The organism is Pseudomonas sp. GLN_2 (genome assembly GCF_043106005.1).
GTDB lineage: Bacteria > Pseudomonadota > Gammaproteobacteria > Pseudomonadales > Pseudomonadaceae > Aquipseudomonas > Aquipseudomonas alloputida.
In genome coordinates, this window is sequence record NZ_JBICMC010000006.1 from 1 (window position 1) to 20,197 (window position 20,197).

Genomic DNA, 20,197 nt, shown 5'->3' on the forward strand with positions numbered 1-20,197 from the left:
AAGATCGCGTTAGCCTGGCAGCAGTATGCTGACCCGCAACCCACCGCTCTCACGGTTCGACAGCATCAGCTCACCCCCATGGCTGGTGGCGATCCGCTGGGCAATGCTCAATCCCAACCCATATCCGCCGGACGCCTGGTTACGCGACCCGTCACCGCGCACGAAGGGGTCGGCAATAGTCGCCAGCAGGCCCGGGGCAATCCCTGGCCCGCAGTCGTCGATATGGATCAATACACCTGTGGTGGCACGTTCCAACGTGACCGAAATGTTCTTGGCGTAGCGCAACGCGTTGACCAACAAGTTTTGCAGGCAGCGCTGCAACAGCAAGGCATCTACCCGCAAGCTGCCCGCCTTGCCGTGCACCGGAAGTGGTTCTGCGGCAGTGGCCAGGTCCGCACACTGGCGCGCGACCAATCGGTCCAGGTCCACCTGCTGCAGATTCCGCTGCTCCCCCGCACGCAGGTAGTCCAGAACCTGACCGATCATATCGTCCATCTGCGTGATGTTCTGCCGCAAGCGCTGGCGGTGTTCGTCATCGGGTAAGCGCTCCAGTCGCAGGCGCATGCGGGTGAGTGGGGTGCGCAGGTCATGAGACACGGCGGCCAGGAAGTAGGCCTTGTCGTTGACCATGGCAATCAGCCGCTGCTGCATTGCGTTGAATGCCTGCGCCGCCTGGCGCACTTCCTCCGGGCCATCCAGCGCAAGGGGTGGCTGCTCGAGGTTACTGCCCAGGCCGCGTGCGGCATCGGCCAGGCGCCGCAACGGGCGCAGGCACAGGCGCACGGCAACCAGGCATACCAGCAACACCGCGACGATGCGCAGCGCATACACCCGCAGCAGGTAATCGCTGATCAGCACCCAGGCCGACTCGCCGCTCCAGCCCTGCAGTTCCTGGCCCGCAATGGTCAGCCAGTGGCCATCGGGTAACGGCACCGCGAACTGGATATGCGCCTGGGCTGTGCGCAGGCCGAACAGGCTGCGCCAGACGATCGGCTGGCCCAGTTCGTCGGTGAGTTGCACGTGCATCAGGCGCACGTCCTGGGCACGCCCCAGCTCGTACTTCAGGGCCTGCTGCAACAACAGCTCGACCCGCCTGCGCCCGCGGCGCTCGTCATGCTCTTGCGCAGGCAGGCTTTCGACGCAGTGAAGCTGGTAGTGGGCTGGCGCCTGCAGCGTACCGCCGTGGCAGTCGGCCTGGGCAATCAGGGGGGCGCTGCGTGCAGCAATCAGTCGCACGGGCACCTCTAGCGCCTGAGCGAAACGCACGTCGAACCAGATGCTGCTCGACATCAACTGGATCACCAGCGTGCCACTGACCATGATCAGCAGCAGTTGACCAAACAAGGTGCGGGGCCATAGCCGGTGAAACCAGCGCATGTCAGGCACCGGCCGCGAGGGGGGCGAGACTCAGCAGGTAGCCTTCGTTACGGATGGTCAGGATTTGCGCGGTCCCCGCCGGCGCCCGGCGCAGCTGCTGGCGCAGGCGGCTGACACACATGTCCACCGAACGGTCGTCGGGCAGGTGGTCGCGGCCGAACGCGCTGCGGGTCAGTTGGTCACGGGAGACCACACGGTTGTTGGCTTCCAGCAGTTCGCGCAGCACGCGGTAGTCGGAGCGCGGCAGGGTCAGGGTCTCGCCATCCGGGCGGGTGAGCAGGCGCTTGACGTGTTCCAGGCGAAAGCCTGCGAACAGCTGGGCGTCCACCACGGGTTCTTCGGCAGAGGTGCCCAGGCGTTGCGGACGACGCAGTACGGCTTTGATCCGGGCGATCAGTTCGCGTGGTTCGAAGGGCTTGGCCAGATAGTCGTCGGCGCCTACTTCCAGGCCGATGATGCGGTCCAGCGTGCTGCCCTTGGCTGACAGCATGATCACTGCCAACCCAGGTGTGGCCTGCAACTGCCTGCACAGGCTAAGGCCGTCCTCACCCGGCAGCATCAGGTCGAGCACCACCAGCTCCACTTTGTGCCGGGCCAGCTGGTCGCGCATCTGTTGACCGTCGGCTGCCGCCAGCACGTTGTAGCCCGCATCGGTCAGGTAATCACAAAGAAGTTCGCGGATCTCGTCGTCATCATCGACAACCAGCAGGGTTGTGCTCATGCAGAAAAACACCTGTTAGGTGAGGGCCGGTGGCGCTCGTTACGTTCAATTACATCCCCGTACATGTCGGGTCTGGAGCCCGGAGGGCTGATCCCTAGAATCCTAACAAAAAATCATCTGCAAATACGAAGCCTTCCCAAATGAATCCCCAAAGCATCACGCCAGTGTTCACCCCCTTCAGTCCAAGCGGCAATTGCCTCAAGCCGCTGGCCTTCTGCGTCGCCGTCGCCATCAGCGGTGGTGCAGTGGCTGCCGACGGCAAACCCCTTGAACTCGACGCCACACAGATCGAAGACAGCGCAGTACTGCCTGCCGACGATGCCGGCCAGTTGGGCTACACGGTCGAGAGCACCCGCAGCTCCACTGGCCTGGCACTGACGCCACGGCAGACACCGCAATCGGTAACCACCATCACCCGCCAGCAGATGGATGACCGCGACATCCATACCATCGAGCAGGCATTGGAAACCGCCCCAGGCGTAACGGCCAACAAGTCCGAGGTGGGTGGGCGCACCGACTACCGCGCGCGTGGTTACTCGATCAGCAACTGGAAGGTTGATGGCCTGCAGACCCAGGGCGGCTCCGATTTCAGTGGCAGCGGCAATGCGCTGAACATGGACCTGTACGAACGCATCGACATCGTGCGCGGCGCCAACGGCCTGCTGGGCGGCACCGGCGACCCCTCGGCCACCGTCAACCTGATCCGCAAGGCACCCACCAAAACCTTCGGCGGCAGCGCTTATGCCACTTATGGCAGCTGGGACAAGCGTCGTCTGGGGGCGGACTTGAACCTGCCGCTGTCCGAAGATGGCCGCCTGCGCTCGCGTTTCGTGATGACCCAGCAGGATGCCAACTCCTTCCGCGACAACCAGTCCGAACGTTCCCGCGCCGCGTTGGCCAACTTCGAATTCGACCTGGACGACGCCACCACTCTGGGTGCCGGTTACCAGTATGAATACAACAAGGTCGTGGGGGGCGGCTGGGGCGCGAACGTCCCGATCTGGTACCGCGACGGCAGCAAGACCGACTTGCCGCGCAGCACCAACGTGGTGCCCAGCTGGAGCTTTGGCGAGTACACCACCCGCACTGCGTTCGGTTCGCTCGAGCACCGCTTCGACAACGACTGGACGTTGGACCTGAAAGCCGCCCAGGCCACCACCGAAGCCCTGAACCATCGCGGCCTTGCCAAGGTGAACTCGGCTGGGCGCGGCAGCTACGGCGGCTATTGGGACCAAGACGGCAGCGGCGCCGTACTGAATGGTTTGCACAGCTCCAGCGACACCACCCAGCAGTCCGCGCAAATCGACCTGTCTGGCCCGTTCCAGCTGTTCGGCCGCACCCACCAGGCCATGGTCGGCTACAACGACAGCCGCACCGTCGGCTGGTCGCCTCAGTACACCTGCACCATGGTCGGCGACGGCATGACCAGCGCGCCTGCACTGGGTTGCCAGTTCCGCGCCAACAACGGCTTCCCGGTGACCGACTGGCACAATGGCGTGGATGACGACTACGACCTCATCGCCTCGCGCACCGGTCTTCACAGCAAGACCACCACCCGTCTGCAGGGCATGTACGCCGCCACCCGCCTGAGCATCACCGACCCGTTGTCGGTGATCGTTGGCGTGCGCACCAGCAACTATTCCTCGGTCACTCGCAGCGTGGCCGGCGAGCGCAGCAGCCAGGAAGAAAACGGCATCGTCACCCCTTACCTGGGCGCGGTGTATGACCTCAATGACAACTACTCGGTATACGCCAGCTACACCGACATCTTCACCCCGCAAACCTCTGAAACCAGCAGCGGCAGCAAGGTCGAACCGATTCGTGGGCAAAGCTACGAAACAGGTATCAAGGGTGAGTGGTTCGATGGCCGCCTGAACGCCTCGGCGGCGTACTTCCGCACCAAGCAGGAAAACAAGGCCGTGTTGGACGGCGACCTGACCACCCCGACCGGCGGCAGCGCCTACAAGGCCGGCTCCGGGCAGGAAACCGACGGTATCGACCTGGAAGTCGCAGGCGCCCTGACCCCCAACTGGAACGTCTACGCCGGTTACACCTACCTGCACTTTCGCCGCGTCGACAGCGACGGCCGCAGCGACCCGTCGCACTTGTTCAAGGCCTCCACCACCTACCGCCTGAGCGGCCCGCTCGACCGCCTGACCCTGGGCGCCGGCGTGACTGCGCAGACCAACATCCGCGCCATCTCCAGCCCAGCTGGCCAGCCCACGAACGGTGTGAGCAATGGTGCCACTGACGTGAACTGGTCCGGTTATGCCATCTGGAATGCCATGGCCAAGTACCAGCTGACCGACAACACCAGTGTCAGCCTCAACGCCAACAACCTGTTCGACAAGCACTACTACAGCCAGTACGGGTTCTATGCCGGGGCGATTTATGGCGACCCGCGTAACCTGTCGTTGACGGTAAGCACCGCGTTCTGATCAAGCCCTTCCACAAGGCCTGGCGCTGTACCTGTAGGAGCGGGTTCACCCGCGAACACCGGCGAAGCCGGTGCCTGCACGCGCATCGCCAGCTCCCACAGAGTCAGCGCTGGGCTCAAGGCCTGCGCTGGGCCGCCAAGCGGCCCTTTCTTACCTGGGCTCTACCGCTTGCCCTGGATCAACCGGCTTCTCCAACTGGCCCTCGAAGCTATCCCAATCCTCGCCAAACAGCTCCACCGGATGCATGGTCCGGTCTGCGCCATTGCCACAGGCTAGCGCCTTGGCAGGGCAGTACAGGTCGCAACCCCAGCAGATACGCTCGGGGTGGCGAGGGTTTGTGGGGAATCTCTTGGCCATGCTCATCCTCCCTCAGGGCTGCCTGTTCTGAACGTAAACCCCTCGCCCAGCCCGTCGTTTGACCGTCATCAATCCATTGGCGATCCACTGAGGTGAATGTCTTACAATCTAGCGAGCCTCGCCTTGGCGGGGTATCGCAGGGTCGATGATGCACATTGCTGTATCGCAAAAGGAGTTGCTTTGGTGCCCCATTCAACCGGTAAGCGCGGCGTGAGTTACGATCCGTCGCAACGGCGGCAGCGCAGGGACATTCCATCCATCGTGCGTCGGGTGACGCTGGGCGTTGTGGTCGTCTGGTTGGCACTTGTGGCAAGCCTGAGCGGGTGGGTAGCGCAGCGCCTTACGGCAGAAGAACTCGACAACCTGGCGGCAGGCGCCGAATACGAAGCCCAGATCACGGGGCGAGTCGTAGACCGCCTGTTCACCGAGATGGCCAGCGTGGCCAACATGGTGGCCCGTCAAAGCGAGGTGATCCAACTCGCTGCCCGATATCGCCATGATCCGCCCGGTTTCGCGGCACTCACACGTGAGGAGCGCGCTTCGAAGTTCACCCGTGACCCGCTGGTGCGAAGCGTGGGTGATTTCATGGATAGATTGGCCAGCGATCTTCACTATGCCCGTATCTACATGAACAACCTCTCAGACGATACGGTGACGGCCAGCAACTGGGCGGAGTCATTCAGCATCGTTGGCCAGATCTATACGGGCAGGGCCTACCTCCTCGACGCATTGCGCACCGGCAGTGGTGAAATGTTCGGCATTGCCCGCCTTAACAAAACCCCCTCCTATTTCGTAGCCAGCCGCATCGACGATGCTGACGGCAAGCCACTCGGCTCTGTCACGGTCAAGTTCGATGCCCCGGACATCGCCCTTTACCTGACAGGGCGTCACATTGCCTTGATTGTGAACCGTCAGGGGCGCGTGACCACCGCGTCCAGCGAACCCTTCATGCTGCGTAACGTGGCGGCACTGCTCCCGCCCGATATTCGCAGGCCTCTGGATGGCGACGAAGAGCCGGGCGAGCCCATGGATATCCGCGCAGTGGCAGCCGCGGCTCAGGCCGATCAATGGCTCATTGGCGGGCACCCTTATCTGGTGCATCGTCAGCCCCTGAACGACGCGCAATATCAGCTGCTGACGCTGGCAAAGCTTGATCACCTGCAGCCGATGCGTCAGCAGTACTACTGGACCGGAGCCTCTGTGGCAGCGCTCGGGTTGATCTTGATCTTGCTCTCCAGCCGTGTGGCCGGGCAGATGCTATTGCGCCGCCAGGAAGAACGCTATGCAGCCAACTATGACGCGCTGACCGGGTTGAAGAACCGGCGCGCGATCCTGGCTGCCTTGCATCGGCATTTCGCGTTGGCGAAGCGAACGGGGCAGGGGGTGCTGGTGGCATTTATCGACCTCGACGAATTCAAGGCGATCAACGACACCTACGGGCACGAGGTGGGGGACAAGTTCCTGATCGAAGGCAGCCGGCGCTTGCAGGGCGGGTTGCGGGCAACAGATGAACTTGGGCGCTGGGGTGGTGACGAGTTCGTTGTGATCGGCTTGACCGCTTCGGTCCACCCGGACGAAATGGCCAAAACTGCCGCAGCGATGCGCAGACGGCTGGTGCCGCTGCTGATTGGTAGCTACGAGTTTGACGACTGCCGGTTCGATTATGCGGGTGCGAGTTTTGGTATTACCAGTGTTGATCCCGCTGCGACTTCGCTGCAGGCCGCGCTTAAAGCGGCGGATCAGTTGATGTATGCCGATAAAGAGGTGCGGCGGGGGTTGCGGAGGGTTTGAGAGGGGGAGGGCGAGGGGGTATAACGACACTGAAAACAAAAAAGGCCCACCTTTCGGTGAGCCTTTCTCCTGGTGCCTAATTCAACTCTATCTCAATATCTACCCTTTCACTGCCTAGAAAAGAGCTATCCAAAATTTGCTAGTCGTAAACCTATTACCATGTCGATGCATTCAGCGAGGCTTTTAAATTTTCCAACATAGTCTATTAGATCAGCTCCAGAAGGAGGTGTGTGATGACGACCTGTATGGGCGCACACGTTACGCATCTCTATGAAAGACGTGAGAAATAGGTCTAATCGGCCATGAGACTTGTTTAGGTCATCAATCGAATTCCAAGCCTTTTCGATTTCAAGGCCAGACAATAGTGTTGTAACAGTCTCTGTGCCAGGATTCGATCTTGTATTGGCAAATGACTCCCAGGCGAGATAGTATTTCGGTTGATCTAAAGATCCTAATCGTCTGGCTAGGTCTTCTGATATATTTGTTGATTTGAGTTTTTTGTCTTTTTTACTAGCGTTTACTAAGGCGTCCGCACCGCCAGAGTAATGCTTGAGCCGCATAGTGACCGGAATTTGGTGTATAGGTTTGTTTAAGTTGTTGATGGCGTCTATATAGTCTTTTACTATATTTTTGAGGTAGCTTTCAAAGTACCCGCTAAGTAGTACTATAACTGAGCAGCTTATTGCATTTGTGCAGGCGAGTTGGTTAGGTTTTAGCGCTGCAGGAGTTGATAGCGATAGCGCTACTTCTTCAATAGTTTCAAGAGAGCTTAAAAAGTCATCCGTAGCTATAAAATTGTTGTCCATAACTCAGGGTTTCTTTTTGAGGTGCGAGCTAAACATATCCCTCGCTTTGTTTATCCTGGTTTTAATGGCGCCTTTTCCATTAGTGCCGCTTGATACAGACTTGAGGAAGTCTGGGTCGCTACAAAGTGTCGCGAAATCAGCCTTTATTTGTGTTGCAATTTCTTCTGTTATTAACGCTGGGTCGTACTCCGATAAGCCGATCATAATTGCTTCAGCAATTGGGAGTGACGGTGGACCCTTCATCATCTTTGAAGGGTTTCTGAAAGAATTTGTACCAAATACAGTAAGGCTATTTACTACTGCGCGCTCAAAGCGTTCTGCATCCATTTTTTCAAGACTTGGATCTGCGATATATAGCTTGTTACGCTCCTCCATGAACTCTCCGAGAAAGTCTTTAAAAGTGGTATCAATTTTTTCCGGATCAGAAAGAGCAAAAAAGCGCAAAACAATAGATAGGTCGATCATCTTCTGGTAGATCGGATTGGATTGAGCCTCAATCGGGTCTACAGGTATTTCCCATGCTTTACAAAAATCTGGGTGGCGTGACAGTTTATGCAATGCATCCGTAAAAGGCCCTCGGAAGACAGCATTGCGAACTTCCATTTCATTAGCTTTGACGCCGCCTGTGTTGAGGCGATCAAAAACATCATATTTAATGGCCGGGGAAGATTCTTTAAGTAGAGCAATTGCTGAAAGGAAACGTCTAGTTAGGTGCTTATCCAGACCTCTTTTGACAAGGTCATTGAATCTAAGTCCATTCAAGTCGTCCCAAACTACTAGCCCCTTCAAGGCTAAAGTGTTATTTAGGAAGTTCTGGATTGCGGTGAGGCGTTGTCTGCCATCTAAGACAACATAAAATCCGTAATCATCCTCGCCTAAAAATACTGGTGGGACCGGGACGTTCATCAAAAGAGATTCGATTAAACGTGATTGCCTTTCTTCATCCCAGCGATCACGACGTTGAAACTCAGGATTGATTTTAATGTTATCATCGAGCATTGCAGGAAGTGTGGAGATCGGGATGTCAAGCTTCTGTGTAACAATTTGGCGCATTTGCGCCTTGTACTTCTTCTCGAAACCAGATAGTCCTTCTCCCTCTGGTTCCATTTCGACAATATCGACGTCCGCAGTATTTGAATCGTTCATCTACTTACTCCCTGTCACGATCTTCGACGGATAATCTTCTTGTAAAAAATAACAGTATATTTCTAGTTTTTTTGAAAACATAGAACACTCTCAGTAGTGTTCCTGGTATTGAGATATTTCTTGGACTTAAGGTTTACATCAACCATTGATCTTGAAGCCTTAAAATCATCTCTCCGCACAATTGCTAGTCCGGAATGGCTTGCCATTTCGGTAACTATTGTGGGTACATCGTTATGAACTTCTTTATAGTGAGAGTCTTGCACCACTAAAAAGCAGGGGCTTCCAGGCTTCAAGATTCTAGAAATTTCTTCGACTGATCGAGATAATGAAGAAAAATATTGCAAATGATTTTTGAAGTAGTAGCCTTTCGAGGCATGCGACTGGTGGTTGTACAGTCTTTCTAAGAATAGAGCGCAAGTAGAACCCCATTTGCTCTCAAGGGTTGGTGCAATACGTTGCACTGTAGATGTTCCAGTAAGCCCTCTGCGGAGTGTGTCAAATTCGGACTGTTCGCATCGGATAACCGCAAGTTCTATGGCGGTAGATACTGCGTAATCTATTCGAGTGCAGTATGGCGGGGACGATATAATTGCATCGACTGATTCATTGCTGAGTGCAATGTTTTCTGCGTTTCCAATTTTTAAGCATGCAGTTGAATCAGATTCGCGAGACTTAAAGCCGTTAAGTCCATCGAGCAAACTCAAGCTTCTGATTTCGTCTAAAAATACCGTATAAATAGTGCTTTGTGATGGGCGCTTGCGGTTCAACTTTGTTTTAGGTTGTTTTACCCAGGTTGGGTTTGAAGGTATAAAATCTAGAAGCAGCTTTCGCGTGGTTCGGAACAGTGCTACGTAAAAAAAAGCGGCTAGCGACGAGACTTGATCCATGGCCGTATTGTTGTTTAGCTGGATATATGTTTCGTTCGATATTAATAGATTGTTAATTCTGGTTTCTAAGTTTCGGAGCGCAACAGTGCTTCCGGTGTTAAACCATTTTAGTAGAGGCTCGTCATCGTTTATCGTGAGCGCCTCTATGCTTAGTTGCGACTGATCAATTAATGATTTAGCAATTGAAATCAGGCTGGGGCGCTCTAATGGCGATAGTAGGCGTGCCTTGGCGACTAGAACCATTGCAGGGTTTAAGTCAAAGCCAATGCAGTCGAAACCCTGCGAATACGCAGAAGTTGTAGTTGTTCCACTACCATTCCATGGGTCGAATACCAAAGCGTTTCGAGTCGGCTTCAGTGTAGACAATATATTGCTAGAGAACTCGCTGGAGTAACCGGCGTAGTAAGGAAAAACTCTAGACTCTTGCGATGCCTTAGGGGCTTTGTAAAGCTTTGGATTAGAAATCGCTATATTATCGAAAAAGGTCGAATGAGGCTTCATTGGGTACGACTCTTCATGTCATGTGCAAAGAAAGGTAAAGACCAGAGTTCGTAGCAGTAATGAGCCGTTGTCTGGGGGCCGCAAGGTTGAATTTTACGCCACGTAGTACCAGATTTCCACGTTAGGCGAGCACTGATCTGATAACGTTTTTTTCAGCAGGAGGATCGACGCTCACAGCCTGCCTAGTCTTTGGGCTACCAGAGAAGCCGCAGGGCCGGGAGAATGTGATGGGTGCCAAGAGATTTTCAAGAACAAGGTGAGATTTTTCACTCTAGGTCAAGAGGTCAGATTTCTGCCATCACTAGGAATCATTGATACTAATCCGTTCGTAGGGCTTCTCCGTTGCGCAAACGCCGGTGCCTTGCAGAACTCAATTGTCGAGGTGCCGTTTTCCTCTCGATCAATCCGCTGATCAAAACCCTCCCGAATCTCATTTTGGATCGTCCCCATGTCGTCCCGCCAAGAATGTTGAGTGTTATCAGGGATCAAGGCCCCTGCGACCTGTGGGGATGTCCTCTAACGCGGGACTGGCGGCTCGTTACGACCAAGAGCAAGGACATCTCATGATCTGGCCTCCTGAGCACCGTTACCGGTGGGCGGGTGGAGGCTGCATTGGCTGACGAGACCAGTGCCGCGAGATCCTGAGCCAGGTGCAAGCAGCAATGCGATGACCGGGGCATGCCTGACTGTATGTGGCCAAATTTGCAGACATGGTCGTCGTGTTGCATTCGTTCGTAAAAACGACCAGTAGGTCCGACCGGCACGCGATGCAGGTCGCAGAAGAGCGGATGAAGGAGTTGAAGCAAGAACTGAGAAAAATGGGATACAGGGTTTAGCTGCCGGGCGTTTGGGTGATCACGATCTGGGGCGGTGAACCGGCATCGTTCGAGGGCAGGGTCAGGGTTGTGCGAAAGCCGAGCTTGTCCAGCATGTCCATCATGGCGTCCAAGGTGAATTTCTCGATCTTGCCATTTGCAAGCTCGGATATGCGGGATTGGGTTACGTTCAGCTTGGCTGCGGCATCATGCTGTTTGAGGCCCATTTTTTTGATGCAGTCAGTGATGAAAATGGACAAGTCCATTTTCAAGGCCATTTTGCTGGCGGTATCTGCGTCGTGGGTGGCGTGGAAAGGGCTTTCGTGGAATTGAAGCGCCATTGGCTTGCCTCGGCGGAAATATCTAAAATTTGCGATAAATCGTAGTGGGGATTGGTTGGCGAGTCAAAGCGTTTGTGTTGGAGGGTGTGTCTGTTTTTGAGCTGGGCTGGTGATCAGAAAATTGCTTCTGCTTGGGGTGGTTGGGGCTGCTGCGCAGCCCATCGCAGGCAAGCCAGCTCCTACACCGATCGTGGTGGCTTCAGGGCATCTGTAAGGCAAGGGATTGGGGGCTGCGGGGGGTTAAAACAAAAAAGGCCCACCTTTCGGTGAGCCTTTTTTGATACTGCGTATGGTGCCGGCACCAGGAATCGAACCCGGGACCTACTGATTACAAGTCAGTTGCTCTACCATCTGAGCTATACCGGCAATGGGGCGTCATTATAGCGATCGTTTGGCGCCTGTAAACCACTTCCTTGCGAATGTTCGCAAAAGACCTAAGTCACCGGCCCAAAAGAAGAATTTTCCTACCAGCCGCGGTGCATGGTGGTGACGCTAGGCTCGCTTTTACCCGGGTTGAAAAACAGCTTGTCATTGTCGCAGCCGCGCTTGCGGCACGGGGCTTCTGTGCGCAGGGGCAGGCCGTTGTCGCCGCCCAGCTGCATGCCGGGGTGGTTCCAGCCCAGGTTGCTGTTGGGGTGGGGCGAGGTGCCGCCGGCACAGCCGGTCAGGGCCAGGGCGAAGGTCAGCAGGGCGAGGGGGTTGGCTCGGGTCACGATGCTCATGTCCGGTGGTCCATTGTCGGTTCTGGCGCAACGCCAGAAGGTCGCGGGGCTGGCGGGCAGCGCGCGACGTCACTTTTTAATGATTTGGGGGGCGGATGATACACCGTTGCGGCGGTGGAGCATTAGCCTTGTGTTGTCTGGTATGGCCTCTTCGCGGGTGAACCCGCTCCTACAAGGGGGCGGGTAAGCCGGGTTATCTGTGTAAGGGAATTCTGAACCATGGGGTCAAAAGCTTCAGGGTTTGGATGCTTCGGAAGTATCCTACGCGCGCCGCCGAAGTAACGCTGTTGTCGGGGAAGTGGCTCACGGATACCGTTTTTGGGTCGCTCTGGCGACCGGGTGTGAGAACCCGACTTTGAACGTATCGGCTGCGTAATGGCGACTGTGCGCGGGCAGACCTTGGTCTGGCCGAGCTTCCTACGTTCACTCGGTTTCTCACCTCGTGCACGGTTGCCGCCTTTGTTCCGTGAGAAAGAATGAACACGGCAACTCCTTTTGAACTAGGGAGTTTGAAAAGTGAAAACGATCGATTCTGATCCCAAGAGCCCCAAACCAATCACAACCGCAGGCGTGGAAACCTTCCTCGCAGCCGGTAACCCATCCCTCAATCTCCTACGCGTAGAGCCCGGCGTCCCCGTCGACGCGGCCTACGAGCATGTCTCGATCCTGATGGGCTACATCAAGCACCTGGTGCGCGAGGGGGATATGGAGGACGACCATAAATTCCTGGGGGCTGCCGATTACCTGTGCGACATGGCCAAGGCGCTGATGAACGATATCGAGATCGCCAAGGGCAAGGCGCATTAGGCATTGACGCGGTCATTTGTGGGAGCGGCCTTGCGTCGCGAAAGGGCAGCAAAGCGGCCCCCGTTTTCGACACAATCTCTGAAATCGCCGGGGCTGCTTTGCAGCCCATTCGCGACGCAAGGCCGCTCCCACAAAAGCTGCTTGCGCTAACCACAAGAAATGTTTATGCACAAGTGGCATTTGGGACCTGAGCGAAAGGCATGCCGGATCGCTACGCCGCTGGTCTTTGCGCAAACGCCTGTTTTTACTGGGCTGCAGCCGCAAGCAGGAATAAGCCAAGCGCTTGAAATAGCGCTTGGATCCAACAGGTAATCACAAGCTTGTTCACAGACTTATCCACAGGTTGTGCTGCGGCTAACCGTCGCGTTCCGCAAGAATGAGCAGGTTGCGCGGGGTCAGTGGGTAATCGCAAAACAGGCCCAGGCGCACGTCATAGCCTTGTTCTTCGAGGAACAGGGCGCGATCGAGTACCAGCCACAGCTCCAGTGGCCGACGGAACAGGTTGCGCACGCGCTCCAGGTTCCGAACCTCGGCCAGGCGTTGCCAGCCCGCAGCTTCCAGCATTGCCCAGTCCGGGTCGCCGCTCACTGGCAATTGCTTCAGTTCAGCCAAGTCGCGGCAGTATTGCTCGAAGGGCTTCTCCAGCCAGGCCACCGGCAGGGAAGGCGTCGGCAGGTATTCATCGCTCTGGCGCTGCTGGCGTTGCAGCAGGTCGAAGCCCAGGCGCCGGGCCATCGAGGTGTCGCGCTGGCGCCGCACACGGGCGCCGGCAGTGACGGTTTCGCTCAAGGGCAGGCCCAGGTCGTCCAGCGACAGCTGCAGGCTGGACGCCTGCGCGGCTGTGGATAACGCCTGGTATTGCTGCGCGGCGATGCGGTTGTAGCAGCAGGGGGCTATGGCCAGTTGCCGGCAACCTTGCTGGCTGGCCAGTTGCAGCAGGCGTACATGCAGGTCGCCACAGGCATGCAAGGCAACCACGCTTTTATCGTCAGCCAGGTGGCGAGCGCTGTCGCTGGCCATCACATCCTGATGTACGTGCTGTGCTTGCAAGTGGTGGTGTGCGCTCAGGGCCTGACCGGCAGCGACCAGTTCGGCGTCGTACTCCAGGCAGGTCAGCTGTTGGCCGGGTTGCAGCAGGCGACGGCCGAGGTGGCCTTTGCCGGAGCACCAGTCCAGCCAGTGGCGGGGCGGTTCGCGGAAGGCTAGGTGGCTGGCGAAGGCTTCGATCTGTTGCCATTTGCGACCGGGGACGGCGACGTCCAGGCGGTGGGCGGCAGGCGGTAGATTGGTTTGCGCAAGGCTGCCGAGCGTGGCGAGCTGTCGGGCGTGTTCGGCCAGTTGCGGGAATGGGGCGGGCAAGCGGTCAGCGGCGCTGTCGGCTTCGGCGTCTGCCAGGGAACATTGGCGCAGGTGGGCGGCAAGCTCTGGGTGGGTGGTTTCCCAGGGCAGTTGCAGGGTGGTGAAGGGGCGGGGTTTCCACAGCTGTTGGTGCTCGATCAGGAACTGGTCGAGGGCCTGGAAGCGGGTGCTTAGGTGGTGGCTGTGGAGGTGGTTGGGCATGGGTAGATGTGTGTTGGTTTTTAGGGCCTCTTCGCGGGCATGCCCGCTCCCACAGGTATAGTGCACAGGCTAAGCACTGTGCAGTAATTGTGGGAGCGGGCGTGCCCGCGAAGAAGGCCAGGAGATGTCAGCGCCCTTGGCAGGCATCTACACGCAGCCAGCGCTCCAGCAGCTTGAAGCCCTGCACCAGCAGGAACGAGATCACCAGGTAGAACACGCCTGCGGCGAAGAAGATTTCCACCGGCAGGTAGGTGCGGGCGATGATGGTACGGGCCATACCGGTCAGTTCCAGCAGGGTCACGGTACTGGCCAGGGCACTGGCCTTGAGCATCAGGATCACTTCGTTGCTGTACGCCGGCAGGCCGATGCGCGCAGCACGGGGCAGCATGATGTAGAACAGCGCCTTGCCCCGCGACATGCCCAGCGCCCGCGCCGCTTCGATCTCACCTTTGGGGATCGACTGCAGTGCGCCGCGCAGGATCTCGGCAATGTATGCGGCCGTGTGCAGGGTCATGGTCAGCACCGTGCACCAGAACGGGTCGCGCAGGTACGGCCACAGCGAGCTGGAGCGCACCGAATCGAACTGCGCCAGGCCGTAATAGACCAGGAACAACTGCACCAGCAGCGGCGTACCACGGAAGAAGAAGATGTAGCTGAACGGCACGGCGCGCACGTACCAGTGGCGTGAGGAGCGGGCGATGCCCAGCGGGATGGCCAGGATCAACCCGGCCACCACGGCAATGGCTACCAGCTCCAGGGTCAGCACCGCACCCTCGGCCAGGCGTGGCAGCCATTTGAAGATGACTTCCCAATTCATTGTTCAGCCCTCGCAAAGCCGCGAGCGGCGCGTTTTTCCATGAAATGCATACCGGTCATGGCAAGGACGGTCAGGCCCAGGTAGATGCAGGCCGCAACCATGTAGAAGGTGAACGGCTCTTTGGTCACGGTCACGCCAATTTGCGAGTGACGCATGATTTCTTCAAGGCCGATTACCGATACCAGGGCGGTGTCCTTCATCAGGATCATGAACAGGTTGCCAAGGCCGGGCAGGGCGATGCGCCACATCTGCGGCAGGATGATCCGCGAGAGGATGCGGCCCTTGGACAGGCCCAGCGCCAGGCCGGCTTCGCGGTGGCCCTTGGGGATCGCCAGGATGGCGCCACGGAACACTTCGGTGGCGTAGGCGCCAAAGCACAGGCCCAGGGCGATCACGCCCGCGGCAAAGGCGCTGAGCTCAAGGCCGGGCATGTTCAGGGCTTCGCCGAGGCTGTTCATGAGCCCGACGGTGCCGAAATAGATAAGCAGCACCCACAGCAGTTCGGGCACGCCGCGAACCAGGGTCGAGTAGAAGCCGCCAAGCCATTGCAGCGGCTTGAGCGGGGAGGTCTTGGCCAGGGCGCCGAGCAGGCCCAGGACCAGCCCCAGCAGCAAGGCGCAAAGCGCCAGTTTTACGGTCATCAGGGTGCCGGCCATCATGGCCGGACCGAATCCGTGCAGGTCGATATTCATGGGCAGGTCATTTTAGGGACTGGCGCGCCGCAAGGGCGCGCCGGTCAGGGCGGATCATTCGATGCTGAACGGGAAGTACTTGTCGTTGATTTTCTTGTACGTACCGTCGGCTTTGATTTCTGCCAGGGCTTTGTTCAGGTCGTCGCGCAGCTTGGTGTCACCTTTGCGCACGGCAATGCCGATCTTGTCGCTGTCCATCACCGGCTCGCCCTTGAACTCGAAGTTCGAGCCGTCTTTGCTTTTCAGCCACTCGTACTGCACGTACTTGTCGGCCAGGATGCCGTCGATACGACCGGAGACCAGGTCGAGGTAGGCGTTTTCCTGGGTGTCGTACAGCTTGATGTCGACGCCCTTGAAGTTGTCTTCAAGGTAGGTGCCGGCCAAGGTTGCGCGCTGGGTGCCGATGACCTTGCCTTTCAGCGACTCTTTGTCAGTCTTGAAGTCGACGTTTTTCGGCGCGATGAACTGCAGCTTGTTGGAGTAGTACGGCTCGGTGAAGTCCACAGCCTGCTTGCGTTCGTCGGTGATCGACAGCGACGACACCAGGAAGTCGAACTTCTTGGCGTTCAGGGCCGGGATGATGCCGTCCCAGTCGGAGGTAACGACCGAGCATTCGACTTTCATCTTGGCGCACAGGGCGTCGCCAATGTCTTTGTCGAAGCCAACCACGTTACCGCTGGCATCCTTGTTGTTGAACGGTGGGTAGGCGGCTTCGATGCCCATGCGCAGTTTTTCTGCGGCCATGGCGTTTGCCGACATCACCAGCGTGGCAGCAGCTGCCAGGAGAAACTTCTTGTAGGTGTGCATGTATTGCTCCGTTAGCGGTGGCTGGACATGAATTGCTTGCAACGCGCCGAGGTCGGGTTTTCGAAGACCTGCTGCGGCGATCCCTGCTCTTCGACCAGGCCCTGGTGCAGGAAGACGACTTCACTGGACACATGGCGGGCAAAGCTCATCTCGTGCGTCACCAGCAGCATGGTACGGCCTTCTTCGGCCAATGCGCGGATAACGTTAAGCACTTCCTGGACCATTTCCGGATCGAGTGCCGATGTAGGCTCGTCGAACAGGATGACCTTGGGCTTCATGGCCAGGGTACGGGCAATGGCGGCGCGCTGTTGCTGGCCACCGGAAAGCTGGGCGGGGTAGCTGTGGCGTTTGTCGTAGATGCCGACTTTGTTCAGCAGCGCTTCGGCGGCTTCGATGGCCTCGGCCTTGCTTTGGCCGAGCACGCGGCGTGGCGCCTCGATGATGTTGTCGAGGATCGACATGTGCGGCCACAGGTTGAAATTCTGGAAGACAAAGCCGATTTCGCTGCGCAGGCGATTGATCTGGCGGTTGTCGGCTGCGATCAGGTCGCCATTCTTGGCGGCCTTGAGCTTGAGGGCTTCGCCGGCGACCAGGATTTCGCCCTGGTGCGGGTTCTCGAGCAGGTTGATGCAGCGCAGCAGGGTGGACTTGCCGGAGCCGGACGACCCCAGGATGGAGATCACGTCACCGTCGCGAGCGGTCAGCGAAATGCCCTTGAGAATTTCCTGCTCGCCGTAGCGTTTGTGCAAATTGCGGATTTCCAGCGCGGGCGTGGCCTGAGCCATGTGCGGTCCTCATGTGTTCGGGTGCGTTCCCAGCTGTTGGCGGCCTTCCTGGCGTGCGCCAAGCTAGCATAGCGGCATTATGACGGCCAACAGGGTCGCCGGGGACTGGGGGCGCTGGTGGGGCAGTTTGTCGCATCGCTACAGCGTAACGTCGCGCAGATGTCCGCGAAGGTGTCGCCCAGCACCAGAGCCTTGATGAAAAAAGGCGCGATGGTGCCAGCTTTGGCCGGCGCATGGAAGCTGTTTTGACCCATTGGAGGGGTAAACCCGACCTTTTGCCAGTGCAAACGGGTTCACCCACGAATGCCATGTTGATGTCACAAGGTTGTACCCATGGGTTGCACTTTTTGGCATTGCGTTGGTGCATGGGTGTTACCAAGGAGCACCTTTGGTGCATTTGTAAGTGGGTATTTCAGTAATCCGATGATTTGATGCCCTTTCGGTCATGCAATGGCCGAAAGCCCTCCAAGCCGCATCCTAAAAGGCCTGCAGCATTTTCTGACGGGTGTATTCGGCATGTGGCGCGCTTATTGCCAGTTGGAAACCGCCGATTGCAGCGACGCCTGGGTCAACCCCTGGCGCGCTCTATACCCGCAGTCGGCGTGGTCCACTCCTTACAAAGGTAGTTTCAATGAGCGGTAACAATTCCAATGACCTCGCTCAGGGGCTCAAACAACGGCATGTGACCATGCTGTCCATCGCTGGCGTCATCGGTGCCGGCCTGTTCGTAGGCTCCGGCCACGCCATCGCAGCTGCCGGCCCTGCCGTGCTGCTGGCTTACGCTGCCGCCGGTACGCTGGTCGTACTGGTCATGCGTATGCTGGGTGAAATGGCAGTCGCCTCGCCTGACACCGGTTCGTTCTCTACGTATGCCGACCGTGCCATCGGGCGCTGGGCCGGTTTCACCATTGGCTGGCTGTACTGGTGGTTCTGGGTGTTGGTAATTCCGCTGGAGGCCAACGCCGCCGCGGCCATTCTGCATGCCTGGTTCCCGGCGGTTGACCTGTGGGCGTTCTCCCTCATCATTACCCTGGCACTGACACTCACCAACCTGTGCAGCGTGAAGAACTACGGTGAGTTCGAGTTCTGGTTTGCCCTGCTCAAAGTGCTGGCGATCATCGGCTTCATCGCCGTGGGCTGTGCTGCCTTGTTCGGCTTTGTACCGAGCAGCCAGGTGAGCGGTGCCAGCCACCTGTTCGATACCCAGGGCTTCATGCCCAACGGCCTGGGCGCAGTGCTGGCAGCCATGCTGACCACCATGTTCTCGTTCATGGGTACCGAAATCGTCACCATCGCCGCTGCCGAGTCGAAGGACCCGGGCAAGCAGATCAGCCGTGCCACCAACTCGGTAATCTGGCGTATCTGCCTGTTCTACCTGGTGTCGATCTTCCTGGTCGTGGCCCTGGTGCCGTGGAACGACCCGGCCCTGGCCGAGACGGGCTCCTACCAGACCGTGTTGAGCCGTATTGGTGTGCCGAATGCCAAGCTGATCGTCGACATTGTTGTGCTGATTGCCGTGACCAGCTGCCTGAACTCGGCACTGTACACTTCTTCGCGCATGTTGTTCTCGCTGAGCAAGCGTGGCGACGCCCCGGCCATCGCCCAACGCACCACCAAGGCGGCGACCCCGCACGTGGCGGTACTGCTGTCCACCGCAGCGGCATTCCTTTGCGTGTTCGCCAACTTTGTGGCACCGGCCCAGGTGTTCGAGTTCCTGCTGGCCAGCTCTGGCGCCATCGCGCTGCTGGTGTACCTGGTGATTGCTGTGTCGCAGCTGCGCATGCGCGCCCAGCGTGAAGCCCGCGGCGAGAAGATCACCTTCAAGATGTGGCTGTTCCCGGGCCTGACCTGGGCGACCATTGCCTTCATCGTTGCCGTTCTGGTGGTCATGGCGCTGCGTGAGGATCACCGTGCGGAGATCATTGCGACTGCGTTGCTGAGTATTGGTGTGGTGGCGGCTGGCTTGCTGGTGCACCGCAAGCGCGAGGCTGCCGGGCGGGCGGCGCTGGACAGCTGATCCGCGCTGGCTGAAATGAAAAGGCCGCGCCCTGTGAGGGGTGCGGCCTTTTTTTGTTGTCTGGCCACAAGCTCGTAGGAGCGGGTTTACCCGCGAAAGGGCCGGGCCTGCTGGCCAATATCCTGGCTAATCATCGTCGCAGCCGCCATCGTATTCGCGGGTAAACCCGCTCCTACAAGCGGCCGCGCGGACTTCAGCCGAACTGCTTCTGCTGTTGCTGCTGCTTGGCCACGAGTTCGGAAGCGGCGATATAGGCGTCCTGGAACTCATCACTCTCCAGCCAGGCCATGGTGGTCTCTTCGTCAGCGCCGTCCAGCCATTTGCGGTAGGCGTTGAACACCAGCACGATGTAGTCGGTGGCGTGTTCTTCCTTGTGCCCCTTGAGCACCAGGGCGAGCAGCGGATCCACCAGGAACACCGAGATCATTGGCACCAGGCCGCCTTCCTGCGCTTCCTTCATCTTGTTGAACATCGCGTCGTAGCTGCCCGACTCCATGGCCTTTTTGTACACCTGCTCGACACTGGCGCTGTCGCCGGCGCTGGCCTTGACCGCTTGGCCGCTGCGTACCATGCGGTTCTGCTTGGCCTTGCTGGCGGCGCGCTTGGCGCGTTTCTGTTGCTTGGTAGGGGTGGCCATGGGGAAATCCTTGGGTGTGTCTGAAAGTGCGCGTATTGAAGCGCAATTGCACGATAAACCCAAGCAGCGCCCCTGAGCGCTGCAGCTTAGTGAGACGTCTGTGGGAGACATCTCCAGATTATGCTGGCCGAGGGCCCTGCATAGCTTCCCTCCCACTGCCAGCCATGCTGGCC

General features: G+C 58.1%; 19 protein-coding genes and 1 tRNA gene. 5 read left to right on the forward strand and 15 right to left on the reverse strand.

Features of this window, described 5'->3' with window-relative positions; translation table 11 throughout:
• Nucleotides 1–9: 9 nt before the first annotated feature.
• Both ACF8Q6_RS01335 and ACF8Q6_RS01340 read right to left on the reverse strand, forming a co-directional pair.
• Nucleotides 10–1,377 carry an ATP-binding protein gene (locus tag ACF8Q6_RS01335; protein ID WP_392490080.1) on the reverse strand — a complete coding sequence of 456 codons (1,368 nt, stop codon included), beginning with the start codon at nt 1,375–1,377 and terminating at the stop codon, nt 10–12.
• Between the two features lies 1 nt (nt 1,378).
• Complete coding sequence (locus ACF8Q6_RS01340; protein WP_060545248.1) at nt 1,379–2,098, reverse strand: response regulator; 720 nt, start codon at nt 2,096–2,098, stop codon at nt 1,379–1,381.
• 140 nt (nt 2,099–2,238) lie between these two features.
• Between ACF8Q6_RS01340 and ACF8Q6_RS01345 the strand changes: the two genes are divergently transcribed.
• Nucleotides 2,239–4,536 (forward strand): TonB-dependent siderophore receptor, encoded by a 2,298-nt coding sequence (locus ACF8Q6_RS01345; RefSeq protein ID WP_392490081.1) that lies wholly within the window; start codon nt 2,239–2,241, stop codon nt 4,534–4,536.
• A 150-nt stretch (nt 4,537–4,686) separates the two neighbouring features.
• Here the strand turns inward: ACF8Q6_RS01345 and ACF8Q6_RS01350 are convergent, their stop codons facing one another.
• A complete protein-coding gene (locus tag ACF8Q6_RS01350; protein ID WP_014860378.1) occupies nt 4,687–4,893 on the reverse strand; it encodes a DUF3079 domain-containing protein in 207 nt (68 codons plus the stop codon).
• 183 nt (nt 4,894–5,076) lie between these two features.
• On the opposite strand from ACF8Q6_RS01350, the gene ACF8Q6_RS01355 reads away from it, so the two are divergent.
• Nucleotides 5,077–6,684: a diguanylate cyclase gene (locus ACF8Q6_RS01355; RefSeq protein ID WP_060545260.1), complete on the forward strand. Its 1,608-nt coding sequence runs from the start codon at nt 5,077–5,079 to the stop codon at nt 6,682–6,684.
• A 125-nt stretch (nt 6,685–6,809) separates the two neighbouring features.
• Here ACF8Q6_RS01355 and ACF8Q6_RS01360 read toward each other — a convergent pair whose 3' ends face one another.
• The 3 genes from ACF8Q6_RS01360 to ACF8Q6_RS01370 form a co-directional block, all read right to left on the reverse strand.
• Nucleotides 6,810–7,490, reverse strand: coding sequence for an MAE_28990/MAE_18760 family HEPN-like nuclease (locus ACF8Q6_RS01360; protein WP_392490082.1), 681 nt, complete (start codon nt 7,488–7,490; stop codon nt 6,810–6,812).
• 3 nt (nt 7,491–7,493) lie between these two features.
• A complete protein-coding gene (locus ACF8Q6_RS01365) occupies nt 7,494–8,636 on the reverse strand; it encodes a DUF262 domain-containing protein (RefSeq protein ID WP_392490083.1) in 1,143 nt (380 codons plus the stop codon).
• Between the two features lie 62 nt (nt 8,637–8,698).
• Entirely contained in the window at nt 8,699–10,024 is a 1,326-nt protein-coding gene (locus ACF8Q6_RS01370) for a DNA methylase (RefSeq protein WP_392490084.1), read from the reverse strand.
• Between the two features lie 692 nt (nt 10,025–10,716).
• On the opposite strand from ACF8Q6_RS01370, the gene ACF8Q6_RS01375 reads away from it, so the two are divergent.
• Entirely contained in the window at nt 10,717–10,860 is a 144-nt protein-coding gene (locus ACF8Q6_RS01375; protein WP_392490085.1) for a type II toxin-antitoxin system RelE/ParE family toxin, read from the forward strand.
• Here ACF8Q6_RS01375 and ACF8Q6_RS01380 read toward each other — a convergent pair.
• The 3 genes from ACF8Q6_RS01380 to ACF8Q6_RS01390 form a co-directional block, all read right to left on the reverse strand.
• Entirely contained in the window at nt 10,857–11,180 is a 324-nt protein-coding gene (locus ACF8Q6_RS01380; RefSeq protein WP_011953230.1) for a helix-turn-helix domain-containing protein, read from the reverse strand. The two genes, ACF8Q6_RS01375 and ACF8Q6_RS01380, sit on opposite strands and share 4 nt — an antisense overlap.
• A gap of 290 nt (nt 11,181–11,470) precedes the next feature.
• A tRNA-Thr gene (locus ACF8Q6_RS01385) sits at nt 11,471–11,546 on the reverse strand.
• A 98-nt stretch (nt 11,547–11,644) separates the two neighbouring features.
• Nucleotides 11,645–11,893, reverse strand: coding sequence for a hypothetical protein (locus ACF8Q6_RS01390; RefSeq protein WP_011953231.1), 249 nt, complete (start codon nt 11,891–11,893; stop codon nt 11,645–11,647).
• A gap of 525 nt (nt 11,894–12,418) precedes the next feature.
• Here ACF8Q6_RS01390 and ACF8Q6_RS01395 point away from each other — a divergent pair.
• A complete protein-coding gene (locus ACF8Q6_RS01395) occupies nt 12,419–12,709 on the forward strand; it encodes a DUF3077 domain-containing protein (protein ID WP_392491262.1) in 291 nt (96 codons plus the stop codon).
• 354 nt (nt 12,710–13,063) lie between these two features.
• Here ACF8Q6_RS01395 and ACF8Q6_RS01400 read toward each other — a convergent pair whose 3' ends face one another.
• From ACF8Q6_RS01400 to ACF8Q6_RS01420, 5 genes are all read right to left on the reverse strand, one after another.
• Nucleotides 13,064–14,269, reverse strand: coding sequence for an adenovirus L4-33K/L4-22K family protein (locus ACF8Q6_RS01400; protein WP_392492635.1), 1,206 nt, complete (start codon nt 14,267–14,269; stop codon nt 13,064–13,066).
• Between the two features lie 127 nt (nt 14,270–14,396).
• Nucleotides 14,397–15,086 (reverse strand): ABC transporter permease, encoded by a 690-nt coding sequence (locus ACF8Q6_RS01405; protein ID WP_392492633.1) that lies wholly within the window; start codon nt 15,084–15,086, stop codon nt 14,397–14,399.
• Complete coding sequence (locus ACF8Q6_RS01410) at nt 15,083–15,778, reverse strand: ABC transporter permease (RefSeq protein WP_392492631.1); 696 nt, start codon at nt 15,776–15,778, stop codon at nt 15,083–15,085. The genes ACF8Q6_RS01405 and ACF8Q6_RS01410 overlap by 4 nt, the downstream gene beginning before the upstream one ends.
• A gap of 54 nt (nt 15,779–15,832) precedes the next feature.
• Complete coding sequence (locus ACF8Q6_RS01415; RefSeq protein ID WP_011953233.1) at nt 15,833–16,585, reverse strand: ABC transporter substrate-binding protein; 753 nt, start codon at nt 16,583–16,585, stop codon at nt 15,833–15,835.
• A gap of 11 nt (nt 16,586–16,596) precedes the next feature.
• The gene (locus tag ACF8Q6_RS01420) at nt 16,597–17,370 is read right to left on the reverse strand and encodes an ABC transporter ATP-binding protein (protein ID WP_003255746.1); all 774 of its coding nucleotides are present in this window, start codon (nt 17,368–17,370) and stop codon (nt 16,597–16,599) included.
• A 631-nt stretch (nt 17,371–18,001) separates the two neighbouring features.
• On the opposite strand from ACF8Q6_RS01420, the gene gabP reads away from it, so the two are divergent.
• Nucleotides 18,002–19,387, forward strand: a complete 1,386-nt coding sequence (gabP, locus tag ACF8Q6_RS01425) for a GABA permease (RefSeq protein WP_392492629.1) — start codon at nt 18,002–18,004, stop codon at nt 19,385–19,387.
• Nucleotides 19,388–19,580: 193 nt separating this feature from the next.
• On the opposite strand, the gene ACF8Q6_RS01430 is transcribed toward gabP, so the two are convergent.
• Nucleotides 19,581–20,024 (reverse strand): hypothetical protein, encoded by a 444-nt coding sequence (locus ACF8Q6_RS01430; RefSeq protein ID WP_011953234.1) that lies wholly within the window; start codon nt 20,022–20,024, stop codon nt 19,581–19,583.
• Nucleotides 20,025–20,197 lie beyond the last annotated feature (173 nt).